12 protein-coding genes and 1 tRNA gene are annotated in these 12,864 nt (G+C 67.7%); 4 read left to right on the plus strand and 9 right to left on the minus strand.

Annotation, left to right across the window (positions count from 1 at the left end; translation table 11 throughout):
- Positions 1 to 18: 18 nt before the first annotated feature.
- Positions 19 to 2,436, minus strand: coding sequence for a phosphoenolpyruvate synthase (ppsA, locus tag N7I30_RS17885; RefSeq protein WP_498640650.1), 2,418 nt, complete (start codon positions 2,434 to 2,436; stop codon positions 19 to 21).
- A gap of 84 nt (positions 2,437 to 2,520) precedes the next feature.
- A complete protein-coding gene (locus N7I30_RS17890; RefSeq protein ID WP_498640652.1) occupies positions 2,521 to 2,892 on the minus strand; it encodes a hypothetical protein in 372 nt (123 codons plus the stop codon).
- A gap of 229 nt (positions 2,893 to 3,121) precedes the next feature.
- Between N7I30_RS17890 and N7I30_RS17895 the strand changes: the two genes are divergently transcribed.
- Positions 3,122 to 3,556, plus strand: coding sequence for a potassium channel family protein (locus tag N7I30_RS17895; RefSeq protein WP_498640654.1), 435 nt, complete (start codon positions 3,122 to 3,124; stop codon positions 3,554 to 3,556).
- 30 nt (positions 3,557 to 3,586) lie between these two features.
- Here the strand turns inward: N7I30_RS17895 and N7I30_RS17900 are convergent, their stop codons facing one another.
- Positions 3,587 to 4,258, minus strand: a complete 672-nt coding sequence (locus N7I30_RS17900) for a hypothetical protein (protein WP_498640656.1) — start codon at positions 4,256 to 4,258, stop codon at positions 3,587 to 3,589.
- Between the two features lie 224 nt (positions 4,259 to 4,482).
- On the opposite strand from N7I30_RS17900, the gene N7I30_RS17905 reads away from it, so the two are divergent.
- Genes N7I30_RS17905 through N7I30_RS17915 form a run of 3 tightly spaced genes read left to right on the plus strand, consistent with a single transcriptional unit; the run spans position 4,483 to position 8,783 of the window.
- On the plus strand, positions 4,483 to 5,193 hold the full coding sequence (locus N7I30_RS17905; RefSeq protein ID WP_498640658.1) for an ABC transporter ATP-binding protein: 711 nt from the start codon (positions 4,483 to 4,485) through the stop codon (positions 5,191 to 5,193).
- Positions 5,190 to 7,562: an ABC transporter permease gene (locus N7I30_RS17910; protein ID WP_498640660.1), complete on the plus strand. Its 2,373-nt coding sequence runs from the start codon at positions 5,190 to 5,192 to the stop codon at positions 7,560 to 7,562. The genes N7I30_RS17905 and N7I30_RS17910 overlap by 4 nt, the downstream gene beginning before the upstream one ends.
- A 3-nt stretch (positions 7,563 to 7,565) precedes the next feature.
- Positions 7,566 to 8,783, plus strand: coding sequence for an efflux RND transporter periplasmic adaptor subunit (locus N7I30_RS17915; RefSeq protein ID WP_498640662.1), 1,218 nt, complete (start codon positions 7,566 to 7,568; stop codon positions 8,781 to 8,783).
- A 93-nt stretch (positions 8,784 to 8,876) separates the two neighbouring features.
- On the opposite strand, the gene N7I30_RS17920 is transcribed toward N7I30_RS17915, so the two are convergent.
- From N7I30_RS17920 to plsX, 6 genes are all read right to left on the minus strand, one after another.
- A complete protein-coding gene (locus N7I30_RS17920; RefSeq protein ID WP_024351411.1) occupies positions 8,877 to 9,110 on the minus strand; it encodes a hypothetical protein in 234 nt (77 codons plus the stop codon).
- A gap of 274 nt (positions 9,111 to 9,384) precedes the next feature.
- Positions 9,385 to 9,461, minus strand: a tRNA-Pro gene (locus N7I30_RS17925).
- Positions 9,462 to 9,618: 157 nt separating this feature from the next.
- Entirely contained in the window at positions 9,619 to 10,239 is a 621-nt protein-coding gene (locus N7I30_RS17930) for a MerR family transcriptional regulator (protein WP_498640664.1), read from the minus strand.
- A gap of 25 nt (positions 10,240 to 10,264) precedes the next feature.
- Positions 10,265 to 10,633, minus strand: coding sequence for an integration host factor subunit alpha (locus tag N7I30_RS17935; protein WP_024351413.1), 369 nt, complete (start codon positions 10,631 to 10,633; stop codon positions 10,265 to 10,267).
- 105 nt (positions 10,634 to 10,738) lie between these two features.
- Entirely contained in the window at positions 10,739 to 11,725 is a 987-nt protein-coding gene (locus N7I30_RS17940) for a beta-ketoacyl-ACP synthase III (RefSeq protein ID WP_188077474.1), read from the minus strand.
- Positions 11,722 to 12,795 (minus strand): phosphate acyltransferase PlsX, encoded by a 1,074-nt coding sequence (gene plsX / locus N7I30_RS17945; RefSeq protein WP_210310320.1) that lies wholly within the window; start codon positions 12,793 to 12,795, stop codon positions 11,722 to 11,724. The genes N7I30_RS17940 and plsX overlap by 4 nt, the downstream gene beginning before the upstream one ends.
- Between the last annotated feature and the right edge of the window lie 69 nt (positions 12,796 to 12,864).

Consider the following 12,864-nt stretch of genomic DNA (forward strand, 5'->3'; position numbering starts at 1 on the left):
TTCGAAATTGTTGCCCGATCATGATAGCGCTGCCTCCGCCGGACGCGAGGCTACCCCCTCGCCGGCCTCGGCGCGTGCCACATGCTGCTTCACGGCGACGAAGCTGTCCGGCGTGACGGAGATCGAATCGATGCCGCATTCGACGAGGAAGGCTGCGAAGGCGGGATTGTCGCTGGGCGCCTGGCCGCAGAGGCCGACCTTGGCGCCGGCCCGGTGCGCCTCGCCGATCACGTGGCGGATCATCCATTTTACCGCCGGGTTCTCCTCGTCGAAGGAGGCGGCGAGAAGGTCCGAATCCCGGTCGATGCCCAGCGTCAGCTGGGTCAGGTCGTTGGAGCCGATGGAGAAGCCGTCGAACCTTGTGGCGAACTCGCCCGCCAGGATCACGTTCGCGGGGATCTCGCACATGACATAGACCTCCAATCCGTTCTCGCCGCGCACCAGCCCGTTCTCGGCCATCACCGCGAGCACGCGATCGGCTTCCTCGAGGGTGCGGCAGAACGGGATCATGACGATGACGCCGGTAAAGCCCATCTCCTCGCGCAGCTTGCGGATCGCCCGGCATTCCAGCGCGAAGCCCTCGCGGTACTGGGGGGAATCGTAGCGCGAGGCGCCGCGAAAGCCGAGCATGGGGTTCTCCTCCTCGGGCTCGAAGGCCCGGCCGCCGAGAAGATGGGCATATTCGTTGGTCTTGAAGTCGCTCATCCGCACGATGCAGGGCTTGGGATGGACGGTCGCGGCGATGCGGGCGAGCCCCTCGGCCAGCCGGTCGACGAAGAAGGCGGGCTTGTCCTCGTATCCGCGGGTGAGCTCGGTGATCTCGTCCCGCTCCGCCCCGTCGGCGATGCGCTCTGGATGAACCAGCGCCATCGGGTGGATCTTGATGGCGTTGTTGATGACGAATTCCATCCGCGCCAGCCCCACCCCGTCGGCCGGCAGCCGCCACCAGCGCATTGCCGCCGCGGGATTGGCGAGGTTCAGCATGATGCGGGTCCGCGTCGGCGGGACATCGGCGAGATCGAGGACGTCAGCCGTCACCTCGGCCTCCCCTTCATAGACGAAGCCGACCTCGCCCTCGGCGCAGGAGACCGTCACCTCCTGCTCGTCATGCAGGATCTGCGTCGCGTTGCCCGTACCGACGATCGCCGGCAGGCCGAGCTCGCGGCTGACGATGGCGGCGTGCGAGGTGCGCCCGCCATGGTCTGTGACGATCGCTGCGGCGCGCTTCATGACCGGTACCCAGTCGGGATCGGTGATCTCCGTGACGAGCACCGATCCGTCGACGAAGCGTGCGATCTCGCTGGCATTCCGGATCACGCAGACCGGGCCCGACACGGCGGCCTCACCGATCGACAGGCCGGCGCAGAGCTCGCGGCCATGCGCGCCGACGCGGTAGCGCTTCACCGCGCCGACCTCGCGCCGCGACTGCACCGTCTCGGGCCGCGCCTGGACGATGAACAGCGAACCGTCGCGGCCGTCCTTGGCCCATTCAATGTCCATCGGGCAGCCGTAATGGGCCTCGATGATCACCGCCCAGCGGGCCAGCGCCAGAATGTCGGCGTCACCCAGCACGAACTGCCGTCGCTCGACGAGCGATGTCGCGACGTTCTTGACCGGCCGGTCTCCGCTCGTGGCGTAGATCATCTTCTTGTCCTTCGCCCCGAGCGCCCGGTGGATGATCGGCGTCAGCGCCGGGTCGTCGAGGAAGGGCTTGAAGACCTGATACTCGTCGGGATCGACGGCGCCCTGCACGACGTTCTCGCCAAGCCCCCAGGCGGCATTGATCAACACGACGTTCTCGCAGCCGGTGTCGGTGTCGAGCGAGAACATCACCCCCGAGCCGCAGAGATCGGACCGCACCATCCGCTGCACCCCGACGGACAGGGCCACCTTGAAATGGTCGAAGCCCTTGGCCTCGCGATAGGCGATCGCCCGGTCGGTGAACAGCGAGGCGTAACAGCGACGGCAGGCATCCAGCACGGCGGACGGGCCGGACACGTTGAGAAAGGTTTCCTGCTGCCCGGCGAAGCTGGCGTCCGGCAGGTCTTCCGCCGTCGCGCTGGAGCGGACGGCCACGTCGACATTTTCGATGGACGAACGCCGCGAAAGCTCGCGATAGGCTTCGCCGATGGCCGCCGCCGTCTCCGGGGGCCAGTCGCCGCGCACGAAGGCGGCGCGGATCGTGCTGCCGGCCTCGGCCAGGGTGATCTTGCCGGCGGCGCGTGCATCCAGCGTGTCGCGCAGGACCGCGTCGAACCCGTTGGCCGTCACGAAGCGGCGATAGGCGTCCGCGGTCGTGGCAAAGCCCGGCGGCACCGCCACGCCGGCCGGGGCCAGCGCGCGCACCATCTCGCCGAGCGAGGCATTCTTGCCGCCGACCCGCGCCACGTCACCGCGCCCGGTCGCTTCGAACCAGAGGATTTCCCTGTCGGGCATGTTCCGTCTCCTTCGATGTCCGGATGGGTGGCCGCGAACTGTCGCTCTCGCCGCGTCAGAAATGCCGCGCGAGGGCGGGTGCGATCAGCGGTAACCGGCCTTGAACCCGGCGATCGCCTTCAAGGTCGCGGTGGCAATCGCCATGGCCGGGGTGTTGCCGCGGGCCGCCGCCACGGTCTGATCGTCGTGGTGGCCTTCGCCCTCCCGCAGCACGCAGTGCCAGTGCCCGCCAGGACCCGTGCCGCCGCGCAGGATGATGCTCCAGCCCGGAAGCGCCCTCGCGACCATCGCCAGAGCCCCGTCGGCGGACGCCATGGCGCGGTCGGCGTCCGCGGCGCTCTCGACTGACGACGCATGCTCATGCAGCGCCGTGCGAAGCTCGGCCTCCAGCGCAGCGTCGGGCGCGGTGGCGGCCTCGCACCGGGCCAGGATTGCGTTCAGATCGGTCGTGACCATGATGGGCTCCTTCCCCGCCGGCTCCCGGGTTTCGCATCGGGGAACCGGCCGATGTCACAATGGGGGAGGATCACCCGGACGGGATTGATCTGGCGCAAGCACACGCAGCGATCGTCGCTTTACCCATGGTCCGGGATGCTGCCGTGCCTCGGCTCCTGAAAAGTGGCCGGCCCGCGCTGCATCGGCGCTGCGCACCATCGGGCCCAATCGACGCATCGGAGAGACGCTGTTGCTGCTCAATCTCGCCATCGGCACCCTGGTGATCGCGCTCACGGTCCTCGTCCATACGCTCGGCCTCGTCGCGCTCACCCGCGCCATGGCATGGGTGATCCGCTGGCTGAACCTGAACCGCCACGCTCTGGGACGGTCCCTGTCGATGCTCGGGACCGTGCTCGGCCTGTTCGCCCTGCACACGATCGAGATCTGGCTGTGGGCCTTCGCCTATGTACTGCTGGGCGCCCATGAGAGCTTTGCCGAGGCGCTGTATTTCTCGACCTCGACCTTCTCCACCGTCGGCTATGGCGACGTCGTCCTCCTGCCAGAATGGCGGTTGCTGGGGGCGCTGGAGGGGGTCGGCGGCTTCATCCTGATCGGGTGGTCGACCGCCTATCTCGTCGCTGCCTCCACCCGCCACGGGCCGTTCAGGATCGGCGTGCATTTCTGAGCCCTGCCGCGAATGTCGGCGGCGGAGGCGTCAGTGCGGTCCCCCGGCCGTCCCCGGATTGAAGGACGGCGCATCGCTGGCCGGAAAGGATTCCTTTCCCGCCTCGTCCAGCATGTCGTCGATCCGGCGCTTCATCTCGGCGGCTTCGCGTGCGACCGTAAGATCGTGGACGTGAACGTCCGACCCGCCATTGCGCCGCATGATGTCCACGGCGCGGGCCTCATGCTCGAGATCGCGGACATGCGCCCACAAGAGCAGCCCGCCATCGGCCAGCTGCTCTTCCAGGCGCTGCGAATACTTTCGCTCGATCGTCCGGTCGAGGACGCTGCCGAGCGAGCCGGCGATGTAGCCCGAAACCGAAGCAGCCGCGATGGCCGCGGCAAGCGTGCCGCCGGAGGCCAGCATGGCGCCGGCCGCGGCCACCGCGCCGACATAGATCAGCATCCCGGCGACCATGCCTTCGGCGTCCCCGAGACTCTCTTTCGAAACATAGGCGACGACGGGCACGGACGGATCATCCTCCAGGTCGCGCACTGATCTGTAGCGATGGCCGAGCTTCGCTTCGACGGCGGCGCGGCTGGCCAACAGGCTGATCTCCGCCCGGTCGAAGCCGCCGAGCAGCAGATCGTCGATCGCCGCCTGGAACTGCGTCCGGTCGTGGAAGACACCCACGGCCTCGCGCACCTGTGTCACGTCGTTCATGGCCAATCTCCCTGGTATCGACAGCGCGGCCGGCTCGAAGCGGCATCGACGCCGGATGCCTGATGCGGCGGATGTTCCGTGCGCCCGGACCTGCGGCGCGCTCGGCATCCTGCAGGATGACCCCGACTGCGATGCCCGGCCTTGATCCCGATCAACCTTCGCAACGTCCCGGTGGATTGAGGCAGGTCAAGGTATCGCGGCTCCGCTGATGCTCGTCTGGCTGGATGACGGACAACGCTGTCTTCGCGATGCAGGACGTCACGAAGGTCTACAGGACCGGCGGAGCGGACGTCTGGGCTCTGCGCGGCGTCAGTGCCGAACTCGCGGCCGGCGAGGTGGTGGTCATGCTGGGCCCGTCCGGCTCCGGCAAGTCGACGCTTCTCAACATCATGGGCGGGCTCGACCGGCCGACCGACGGCCACGTCGGCTTTCAGGGCACGGACCTCAGCGGCGCCAGCGACCGCGAACTGACGCTGTACCGGCGCAATCATGTCGGCTTCGTCTTCCAGTTCTACAATCTCGTCCCCAGCCTGACCGCCCGCGAGAACGTCGCACTGGTCACCGAGATCGCGCGCAATCCGATGACGCCGTCGCAGGCGCTGGAACTCGTCGGCCTGACCGAGCGCCGCGACCATTTCCCGGCGCAATTGTCCGGCGGCGAACAGCAGCGCGTCGCCATCGCCCGGGCCATCGCCAAGCAGCCGGAAGTGCTGCTGTGCGACGAGCCCACCGGAGCGCTCGACTCGGCGACCGGCATCATGGTGCTGGAGGCGCTGACCACCATCAACCGGACCCTCGGCACGACCACCGCCATCATCACCCACAATGCCGGCATCCAGGCGATCGCCCACCGCGTCTTCCAGTTCGTCGACGGGCGGATCGAGAGCATGCACCGCAACGAAACGCGCCTGGCCCCGAGCCAGGTGAGCTGGTGATCCCGGTGGCGGCGCTGGACCGCAAACTCCTGCGCGATCTCATGCGCCTCTGGGCGCAGGGCCTGGCGGTGGCATTGGTCATGGCTTGTGGTGTCATGACGATCATCATCGCGGTCGGTGCGCACCGCTCCCTGCTGCTGACCCGCGAGGCCTATTACGAGCGCTATCGCTTTGCCCATGTGGTGGCCGAGGCGAACCGGGCGCCGCTGTCGCTCGGCAAGGCGATCTCGGAAATCCCCGGCGTCGCCTCCTTCGAGATGCGGATCAGCCGCCGGGTGCTGCTCGACCTGCCGCAGATGCGCGAGCCCGCCTCCGGTCAGGTGATCTCGCTGCCCGCCCATGGCGAACCCCGGGTCAATCGGCTGCTGGTGCGCCGCGGCAGGCTCCCCGAAGCTGGCCGCGCCAACGAGGTCGCGGTCAACGAGGATTTCGCCAGGGCTCACGCCTTCCGCATCGGCGACAGTTTTTCGGCGATCCTCAACGGACGCAAGGAACAGTTGCAGATCACGGGCACGGTCCTGTCCCCGGAGTTCATCTACACGATCGGTCCGGGCGACATGGTCCCCGACCCGCGCCGCTACGCCATCCTCTACATGCCCGAAGACGTGCTGGGCCCGGTGTTCGACCGAAAGGAGGCGTTCAACAATCTGGTTCTGCGGCTGATGCCCGGCGCCGGCGAACCGGCGGTGATGATGGCGGTCGACCGCTTGCTCGAACCCTATGGCGGCATGGCAGCCTATGGGCGCAAGCATCAGATGTCGCACGCCTTTCTCGATGCCGAGCTCGACCAGCTCGCGGCCATGGCGCGGATCATCCCGCCGATCTTCCTGCTCGTCTCGGCCTTCCTCATCAACATCGTGCTGACGCGGCTGGTGGCCCTGGAGCGCGAACAGATCGGCCTCCTGAAGGCGCTCGGCTATTACGATCGCACGATCGCCTGGCACTACGCCAAGCTGGTGATCGCGATCTCGGCGGTCGGCGTCGCGATCGGCGCCGGAGCCGGAACCTGGCTCGGGCGCGGGCTCGCCCGTCTCTATGGCGAGTTCTTCTCCTTCCCCTTTCTGGTGTTCCAGTCGAGCCCCGACCTCTATGCCATCGCCGCGGGCATCTCGATCGCCGCGGCGCTGGCCGGGGCGATGAAGGCGATCCTGTCCGTCCTGGCGCTCGACCCCGCCGTGTCGATGCGCCCCCCGGCGCCGGCACGCTTCGGCCGGTCGCTCCTCGCCCGCCTGGGACTGGCGAACCTGTTCTCCAAGCTCACGGTCATGGCGTTTCGCCAGCTGCTGCATCAGCCGGTCCGTGCCGCGCTGACCAGCCTCGGCATGGCCCTCGGCGTCGCGCTTCTGGTCACGGCGCTGTTTGCGCGCGACTCGGTCGACTTCATGGTGGAAACGGTGTTCTGGCGGGCCGATCGGCAGCATGCGAGCCTTGCCTTCGGTGAGCCGGCGCAGCCCTCCGTCATAGCGGCCGTGCGCCATCTGCCCGGCGTCGTCGCCGCCGAGCCCTATCTCAGCGTGCCCGTCATCCTCAGCAACGGCAACCGGTCACGTCGCCTTGCCATCACGGGAAAGCCGCCGGCAACCACGCTCTCGCGGGTTCTGGACGCCGGCTTCGATCCGATGGTGCTGCCATCCGACGGCGTCGTCATTTCCGAACGCGTCGCCCAGGTGCTCGGTCTGACCCGGGGCGGAACGGCGAATGTCGAGGTGCTCACCGGCCGTCGGAACGCGACGACCGTGCGGATCAGCGCCGTCGTCCAGAGCTTTCTGGGGCTGGGCGTCTTCATGGACATCGACACCCTGTCACGCCTCACCGGCGAGGGACCGCGCGTCGGCGGCGCGCATCTGGCGGTCGACACGGCCGCGCTCGATGCCCTCTACGCAGCGATCAAGTCGACGCCGGCGATCGCTTCGCTCGGTCTGCAGACCCTGTCGCGCGACAAGTTCCGCGAGACGATCGACCGCAACATCTCGATCATGACGACCCTCTACCTCACGCTGGCGGTCATCATCGTCTTCGGCGTGATCTACAATTCGGCGCGCATCCAGCTGTCGGAACGGGCGCGGGAACTCGCCAGCCTGCGGGTGCTCGGCTTCACCCGGATGGAGGTCTCGCAGGTCCTTCTGACCGAACTCCTGCTGGTCGTCATCCTTGCGCAGCCCCTCGGCTGGGCGCTGGGGGCCGGTTTCGCGATGCTGGTGACGGACGGCTTCGCCAGCGACCTCTTCCAGATCCCGCTGGTGCTGGAACCCGCCATCTTCGCCAAGGCCAGCCTCATCGTGCTGGCGGCCGCCGCAGGCTCCGCCCTGCTGGTGCGTCGCCGGGTCGACCGGCTCGACCTGATCCGCGTCCTGAAGACGAGGGAGTAATCCATGGCACGCTGGCTGAAATACATCCTGCTCCCGCTGGTCCTCGGCGGTGTCGCCTTCGCCGCCTACGAGGCCCTTCGGCCGAAGCCGATCCCCGTCGACATCGCCGTCGTGACCACCGGCCCTCTCACCGTCACCGTCGACGAGGAAGGCATCGCCCAGTACCGCGACGTCTACACGGTGTCGGCGCCCTATGCGGCCCGGACCGAGCGCAGCCCCCTGCATGTCGGCGACCGGCTGGTGGCCGATCGCAGCCTGATCGCGACGCTGCATCCGATCGATCCGAGCTTCATCGACATGCGCTCGGAACGCGAACTGGCGGCCGCCGTCGGCGTGGCCCGCGCAGGGATCGAGCTGGCCGAGACAGACCTGACCTTTGCCGCGACGGATCTCAGGCAGGCCGAATCGGATCTGCAACGTGCCGAGAAGCTGAAGGCGACCAACATCATCTCCGCCGCCGCGCTGGAGGCCGCGAGAACCGCCGTCGAACTCAAGCAGGCCGCGCTGCAGCGTGCCGAGAACCAGGTTGCGCTCCGACAGAGTGAACTGGTGAGCGCCCAGGTGCGTCTGATCCAGCCGGACGACGCGCCCTCGGTCGGCTCCATGTCCGACCGTTGCGTGCCCCTGCTCTCTCCGACCGACGGCGTGGTGATCTCGGTGCCGGTGGAGAGCGAGGCGGTGGTGCCGGCCGGCACCGCCCTGGCCGAGATCGGCGACCCGCGCCGGCTGGAGGTGGTCGTCGACCTCCTCTCCTCGGACGCGGTCCGGGTACGCGAGGGCGCCACGGCCATCATCGCCGACTGGGGCGGACCCGATCTGACGGCCAAGGTGCGCCGCATCGAGCCGACCGCCTTCACCAAGGTGTCCGCCCTGGGCATCGAGGAACAGCGGGTGAATGTGCGGCTCGACATGGATCCGACCGACGCCGAGACGCCGCTGCCCGGCCACCGCTACCGCGTCTTCGTCAGGATCGCGGTCTGGCAGGCCGACGCCGTCCGCCGGGTGCCGCTCGGCGCGCTGTTCCGCTCGGGCGACGCCTGGAATGTATATGTGGTCGAGGACGGCCGCGCAGTCATGCGGCCAGTCGACATCGATCACCGCGACGACGCGATGGCCGAACTGCGGGACGGCGTGCCGGAGGGCGCGCGGGTCATCCTGTTTCCCAGCGACAGCGTCACCGACGGCGTCAGCGTCGAGTCCCGCGATGCGGATGCGCTTTGAAGGCTGAAGATGCGATGCCGGGACGCTGCGTCCGAGAATACGCGTCACATGAGTTTGCCGAACGGTGCTGCGCCGTCCGGCACGCTGCAACGGTCAATCGCCGGTCTGCGAGTCCTGCGGGGACACGACGACGCTGTCGGTCTGTTCGGACGTGGTCCGGGTGGAATCCGGTTCCAGCGTATCGCCATCGGGCTGTGTCGAATAACCGATCGCTCCGACGATGAAATAACCGACCACGATGAGGAAGAGACCGGCGATCAGGATCAGGAGGACGGGACGCCCCCTGCTTCCCTGCCGGGCCTCGGTCGAACTGACTTTCTTGACCATGCGTGCTCCGCTTCGTGTTCCAACTCAAGGGGTGAAACAGTGCGTGGCGCGATAGGTTGCGGATCGATTGGCGAGCACATTGCCGCATGCCCGTCGCAGACTGACCGGCCCCGCCTCGACACAACCGCCCGGACAATGACGGACGGGCTGGCGGCACGCGCGATTGCGCAGGCGATGGCGACGCGCAAAGGGACAAGCCCAAGCGCCGCGCCGTGAACGGCACGGACAGGCCGTGTCGTCTCAGAAATCATGCTGCGATGTCATGTGGGAAAGCTGGTCGGAGCGAGAGGATTCGAACCTCCGACCCCCTGAACCCCATTCAGGTGCGCTACCAGGCTGCGCTACGCTCCGACTGCGTCACTCCTAGAGGCCGGACGCTTTCGGTGCAACAGGAAAATCGGCGCGAAAGCGCCATCGTCTGATGTCGATCGGCGGCGCATGCGGGTGGCCCGGAACGCGGCGGCGGCGACGCGATGGTAGCCCCGCAATCGCGGCCCATACCGGCCGATCAGCGGACCTGATCGAGCAGGCGCTTGCACTCGAGAAGTTCGAGAATCACGTCGTCGAGGGCGGCGATGCTTTCGGCCGGAAGTCCGGTGCCGGCATCCGCGGCCGGCTCGCGATAGCGCTTCAGGAAACCGCCGCGTGGCCTGGCCGGCTCGTCCGGCTCCCGCATCTCCGGTTCGGGCGCAGCCATCGGTGCCGGCGCGGCCTCGGCGGCCGGTGGCTCGGGCAGCGGCTCGGTGGCGATCAGATCGAGATCATGCAGCGGCGGCTGGGGCGCCTCGGCCGCGGGCGCGGCGGCAGCGGGCAGATTGGTGCGGCCCGCCTGGATCTGGGCCAGCGCGGCCATGTCGCCGGTCCCGATGGCAACGACGAAGCGCGGACCGTTCTCCCTGAGGATCCGCTGCACGCCCTTGATGGTGAAGCCCTTGACGTAGAGCAGGTAGCGGATGCCGCGCAGGAGCTCGACATCGTCGGGCCGATAGTAGCGGCGCCCCCCGCCCCGCTTCATCGGCTTGATCTGCTGGAAACGGGTTTCCCAGAACCGCAGCACATGCTGCGGCAGGTCGAGTTCGTCGGCGACCTCGCTGATGGTCCGGAAGGCGTCGGCGCTCTTGTCGGTCATGGTCGCAATCGTCGAGCCGTTTCGGCTATTCGGCCGCCGCGTTCAGCATGGCCATGGATTCGGTCTCTTTGTCGGCGCTGCCGCCGTCCTGGCGCTGTACATGCGCCTCGACGATCCGGTCCTTGAGGACGTTGGAGGGCTTGAACACGGCAACGCGGCGCGGAAGGATCGGCACTTCTTCGCCGGTCTTCGGATTGCGGCCGATCCGCTCGTTCTTCTCGCGCACCAGAAACGACCCGAAGGACGAGATTTTCACCGATTCCCCGCTGGCGATCGTCGAGCACATCTCGTCGAGGACCATTTCCACCAGCTGCGCCGACTCGGTTCGCGACAGCCCGATCTTGCGAAAGACGGCCTCCGAAAGATCCGCTCTGGTGAGAGTTCTCTCTCCCATCAATGTCCCCTAACTTTGCCGGAAGACCGCAGGGCGAAACATGCGGGCAGCGCCTTGTTCGTTGCGAACATTAACGAAAACAGCATGTGAATCAAGGATCGATGTCTACCAGCGGATCAGAACTGCCCCCCACGTAAACCCGCCGCCCATCGCCTCCAGAAGCACGAGGTCGCCGCGCTTGATCCGGCCGTCCCGCACGGCCGCGTCGAGCGCCAGCGGAATCGAGGCGGCGGAGGTGTTGCCGTGCTGATTGACGGTGATCACCACCTTTTCCGGCGCAATTCCCAGCTTGCGCGCCGAGGCGTCGATGATCCGGCGATTGGCCTGGTGCGGCACGAACCAGTCGACGTCGTCCGGCCCGATGCCGGCCGCCGCGAAGGAATCCTCGATGACGTCGGTGATCATGCCCACCGCATGCTTGAAGACCTCGCGGCCCTCCATGCGCAGCTTGCCGACGGTGCCGGTCGTGGACGGGCCGCCATCGACATAGAGCTTGCCCTGGTGGGAACCGTCCGAGCGCAGCTTGCTGGTGATGATGCCCTGGGCCGAACCGGCATCGGCCGCGTCCGCAGGCACCGCTTCCAGCACCACCGCGCCGGCGCCGTCGCCGAACAGGACGCAGGTGGAGCGGTCTTCCCAGTCGAGAATGCGCGAGAAGGTTTCCGCGCCGATCACCAGCGCCCGCTTGGCGGCGCCGCCCTTCAGATAGAGATCGGCGGTCGTCAGCGCGTAGACGAAGCCACTGCACACCGCGTGGACGTCGAAGGCGAAGCCATGGGTGATGCCCAGCTTGTGCTGCACCTGCACGGCGGAGGCCGGAAAGGTGTTGTTCGGCGTGGCGGTCGCCAGGATGATCACGTCGATATCGGCGGGCGTCAGGCCGGCCGCGTCCAGCGCCTTGCGGGCCGCGCCCTCGGCGAGCGACACCGTCGTCTCACCCTCGCCGGCGATATGGCGCGCCTCGATGCCGGTGCGCTGGCGGATCCACTCGTCGGAGGTCTCGACGATGCCGGCGAAGTCCTGGTTGCGCATCGTGCGTGCGGGCAGAACGGAGCCCGTGCCGCGGATCACGGATCGGATGGACATCGTCATTGACTGCTGCTCTCGGGGGTCGCCGGTACGTCGTCGGACACACGCAGGTGAAAGTTTTCCAGGTCGGCTTCGATCTTCTCGCGCAGGCCGTGCCGGGCCATCGCATGGGCCAGATCGATCGCCGCCGCGATCCCTTCGGCGTCGGTCCCGCCATGGCTCTTGATGACGATGCCGTTGAGGCCGAGGAAGACCCCGCCATTGACCTTGCGCGGATCCATCTTGTCGCGCAGCCGCTGGAAGGCGCTGCGGGCCAGCAGATAGCCGGCGCGGGCCATCCAGGTCCGGTTCATCGCTGCCTTCAGATAGGCGCTGATCTGCCGGGCCGTGCCCTCGGCGGTCTTCAGGGCGATGTTACCGGTGAAGCCCTCGGTCACCACCACGTCCACCGTTCCCTGTCCCAGATCGTCGCCTTCGACGAAGCCGCGATAGTCGATGCCGGGGATCGGCGTCTCCTTGAGCAGGCGGCCCGCCTCGCGGATCTCGTCCTGGCCCTTCACCTCCTCGACGCCGATATTGAGGAGGCCGACCGTCGGCCGCTCGACGCCGAAGAGCGCGCGCGCCATGGCGCCGCCCATCATCGAGAAATCGATGAGCTGCTGGGCGTCGGCGCCGATCGTGGCGCCCACGTCGAGGACGATGCTCTCGCCGCGCAGGGTCGGCCAAATCGCCGCGATGGCCGGGCGCTCGATATTGGCCATGGTGCGCAGGCAGAACTTCGCCATCGCCATCAGGGCGCCGGTGTTGCCGGCCGAGACCGCGACATCCGCCTCATGGGTCTTCACCGCCTCGATGGCGCGCCACATGGACGATTTGTACCGCCCCTGCCGCAGCGCCTGGGACGGCTTGTCGTCCATGCGGATGGAGATCTCGCAATGGTGGAAGGTCGACGCCGCCTTCAGTTCGGGATGCTGGTCGAGCACCGGCAGCACCGCCTCGCTCTGACCGAACAGCACGAACCGCGTGCCCGGATGCCGCTGGAGCGCAATGGCGGCTCCCGGCAAGACGACGGAAGGGCCGTGGTCGCCGCCCATGGCGTCGACCGAAATCGTGATACCAGTGTTTGAAATCAATGGTCTCTCGCCTTTGCGCACGGCGTCCTGGCCGCGCGGCGCGAAGATATCGGTTTACGCGTGAACAGC

Source organism: Aurantimonas litoralis (assembly GCF_026153195.1).
In the GTDB taxonomy this organism is placed as follows: domain Bacteria; phylum Pseudomonadota; class Alphaproteobacteria; order Rhizobiales; family Rhizobiaceae; genus Aurantimonas; species Aurantimonas coralicida.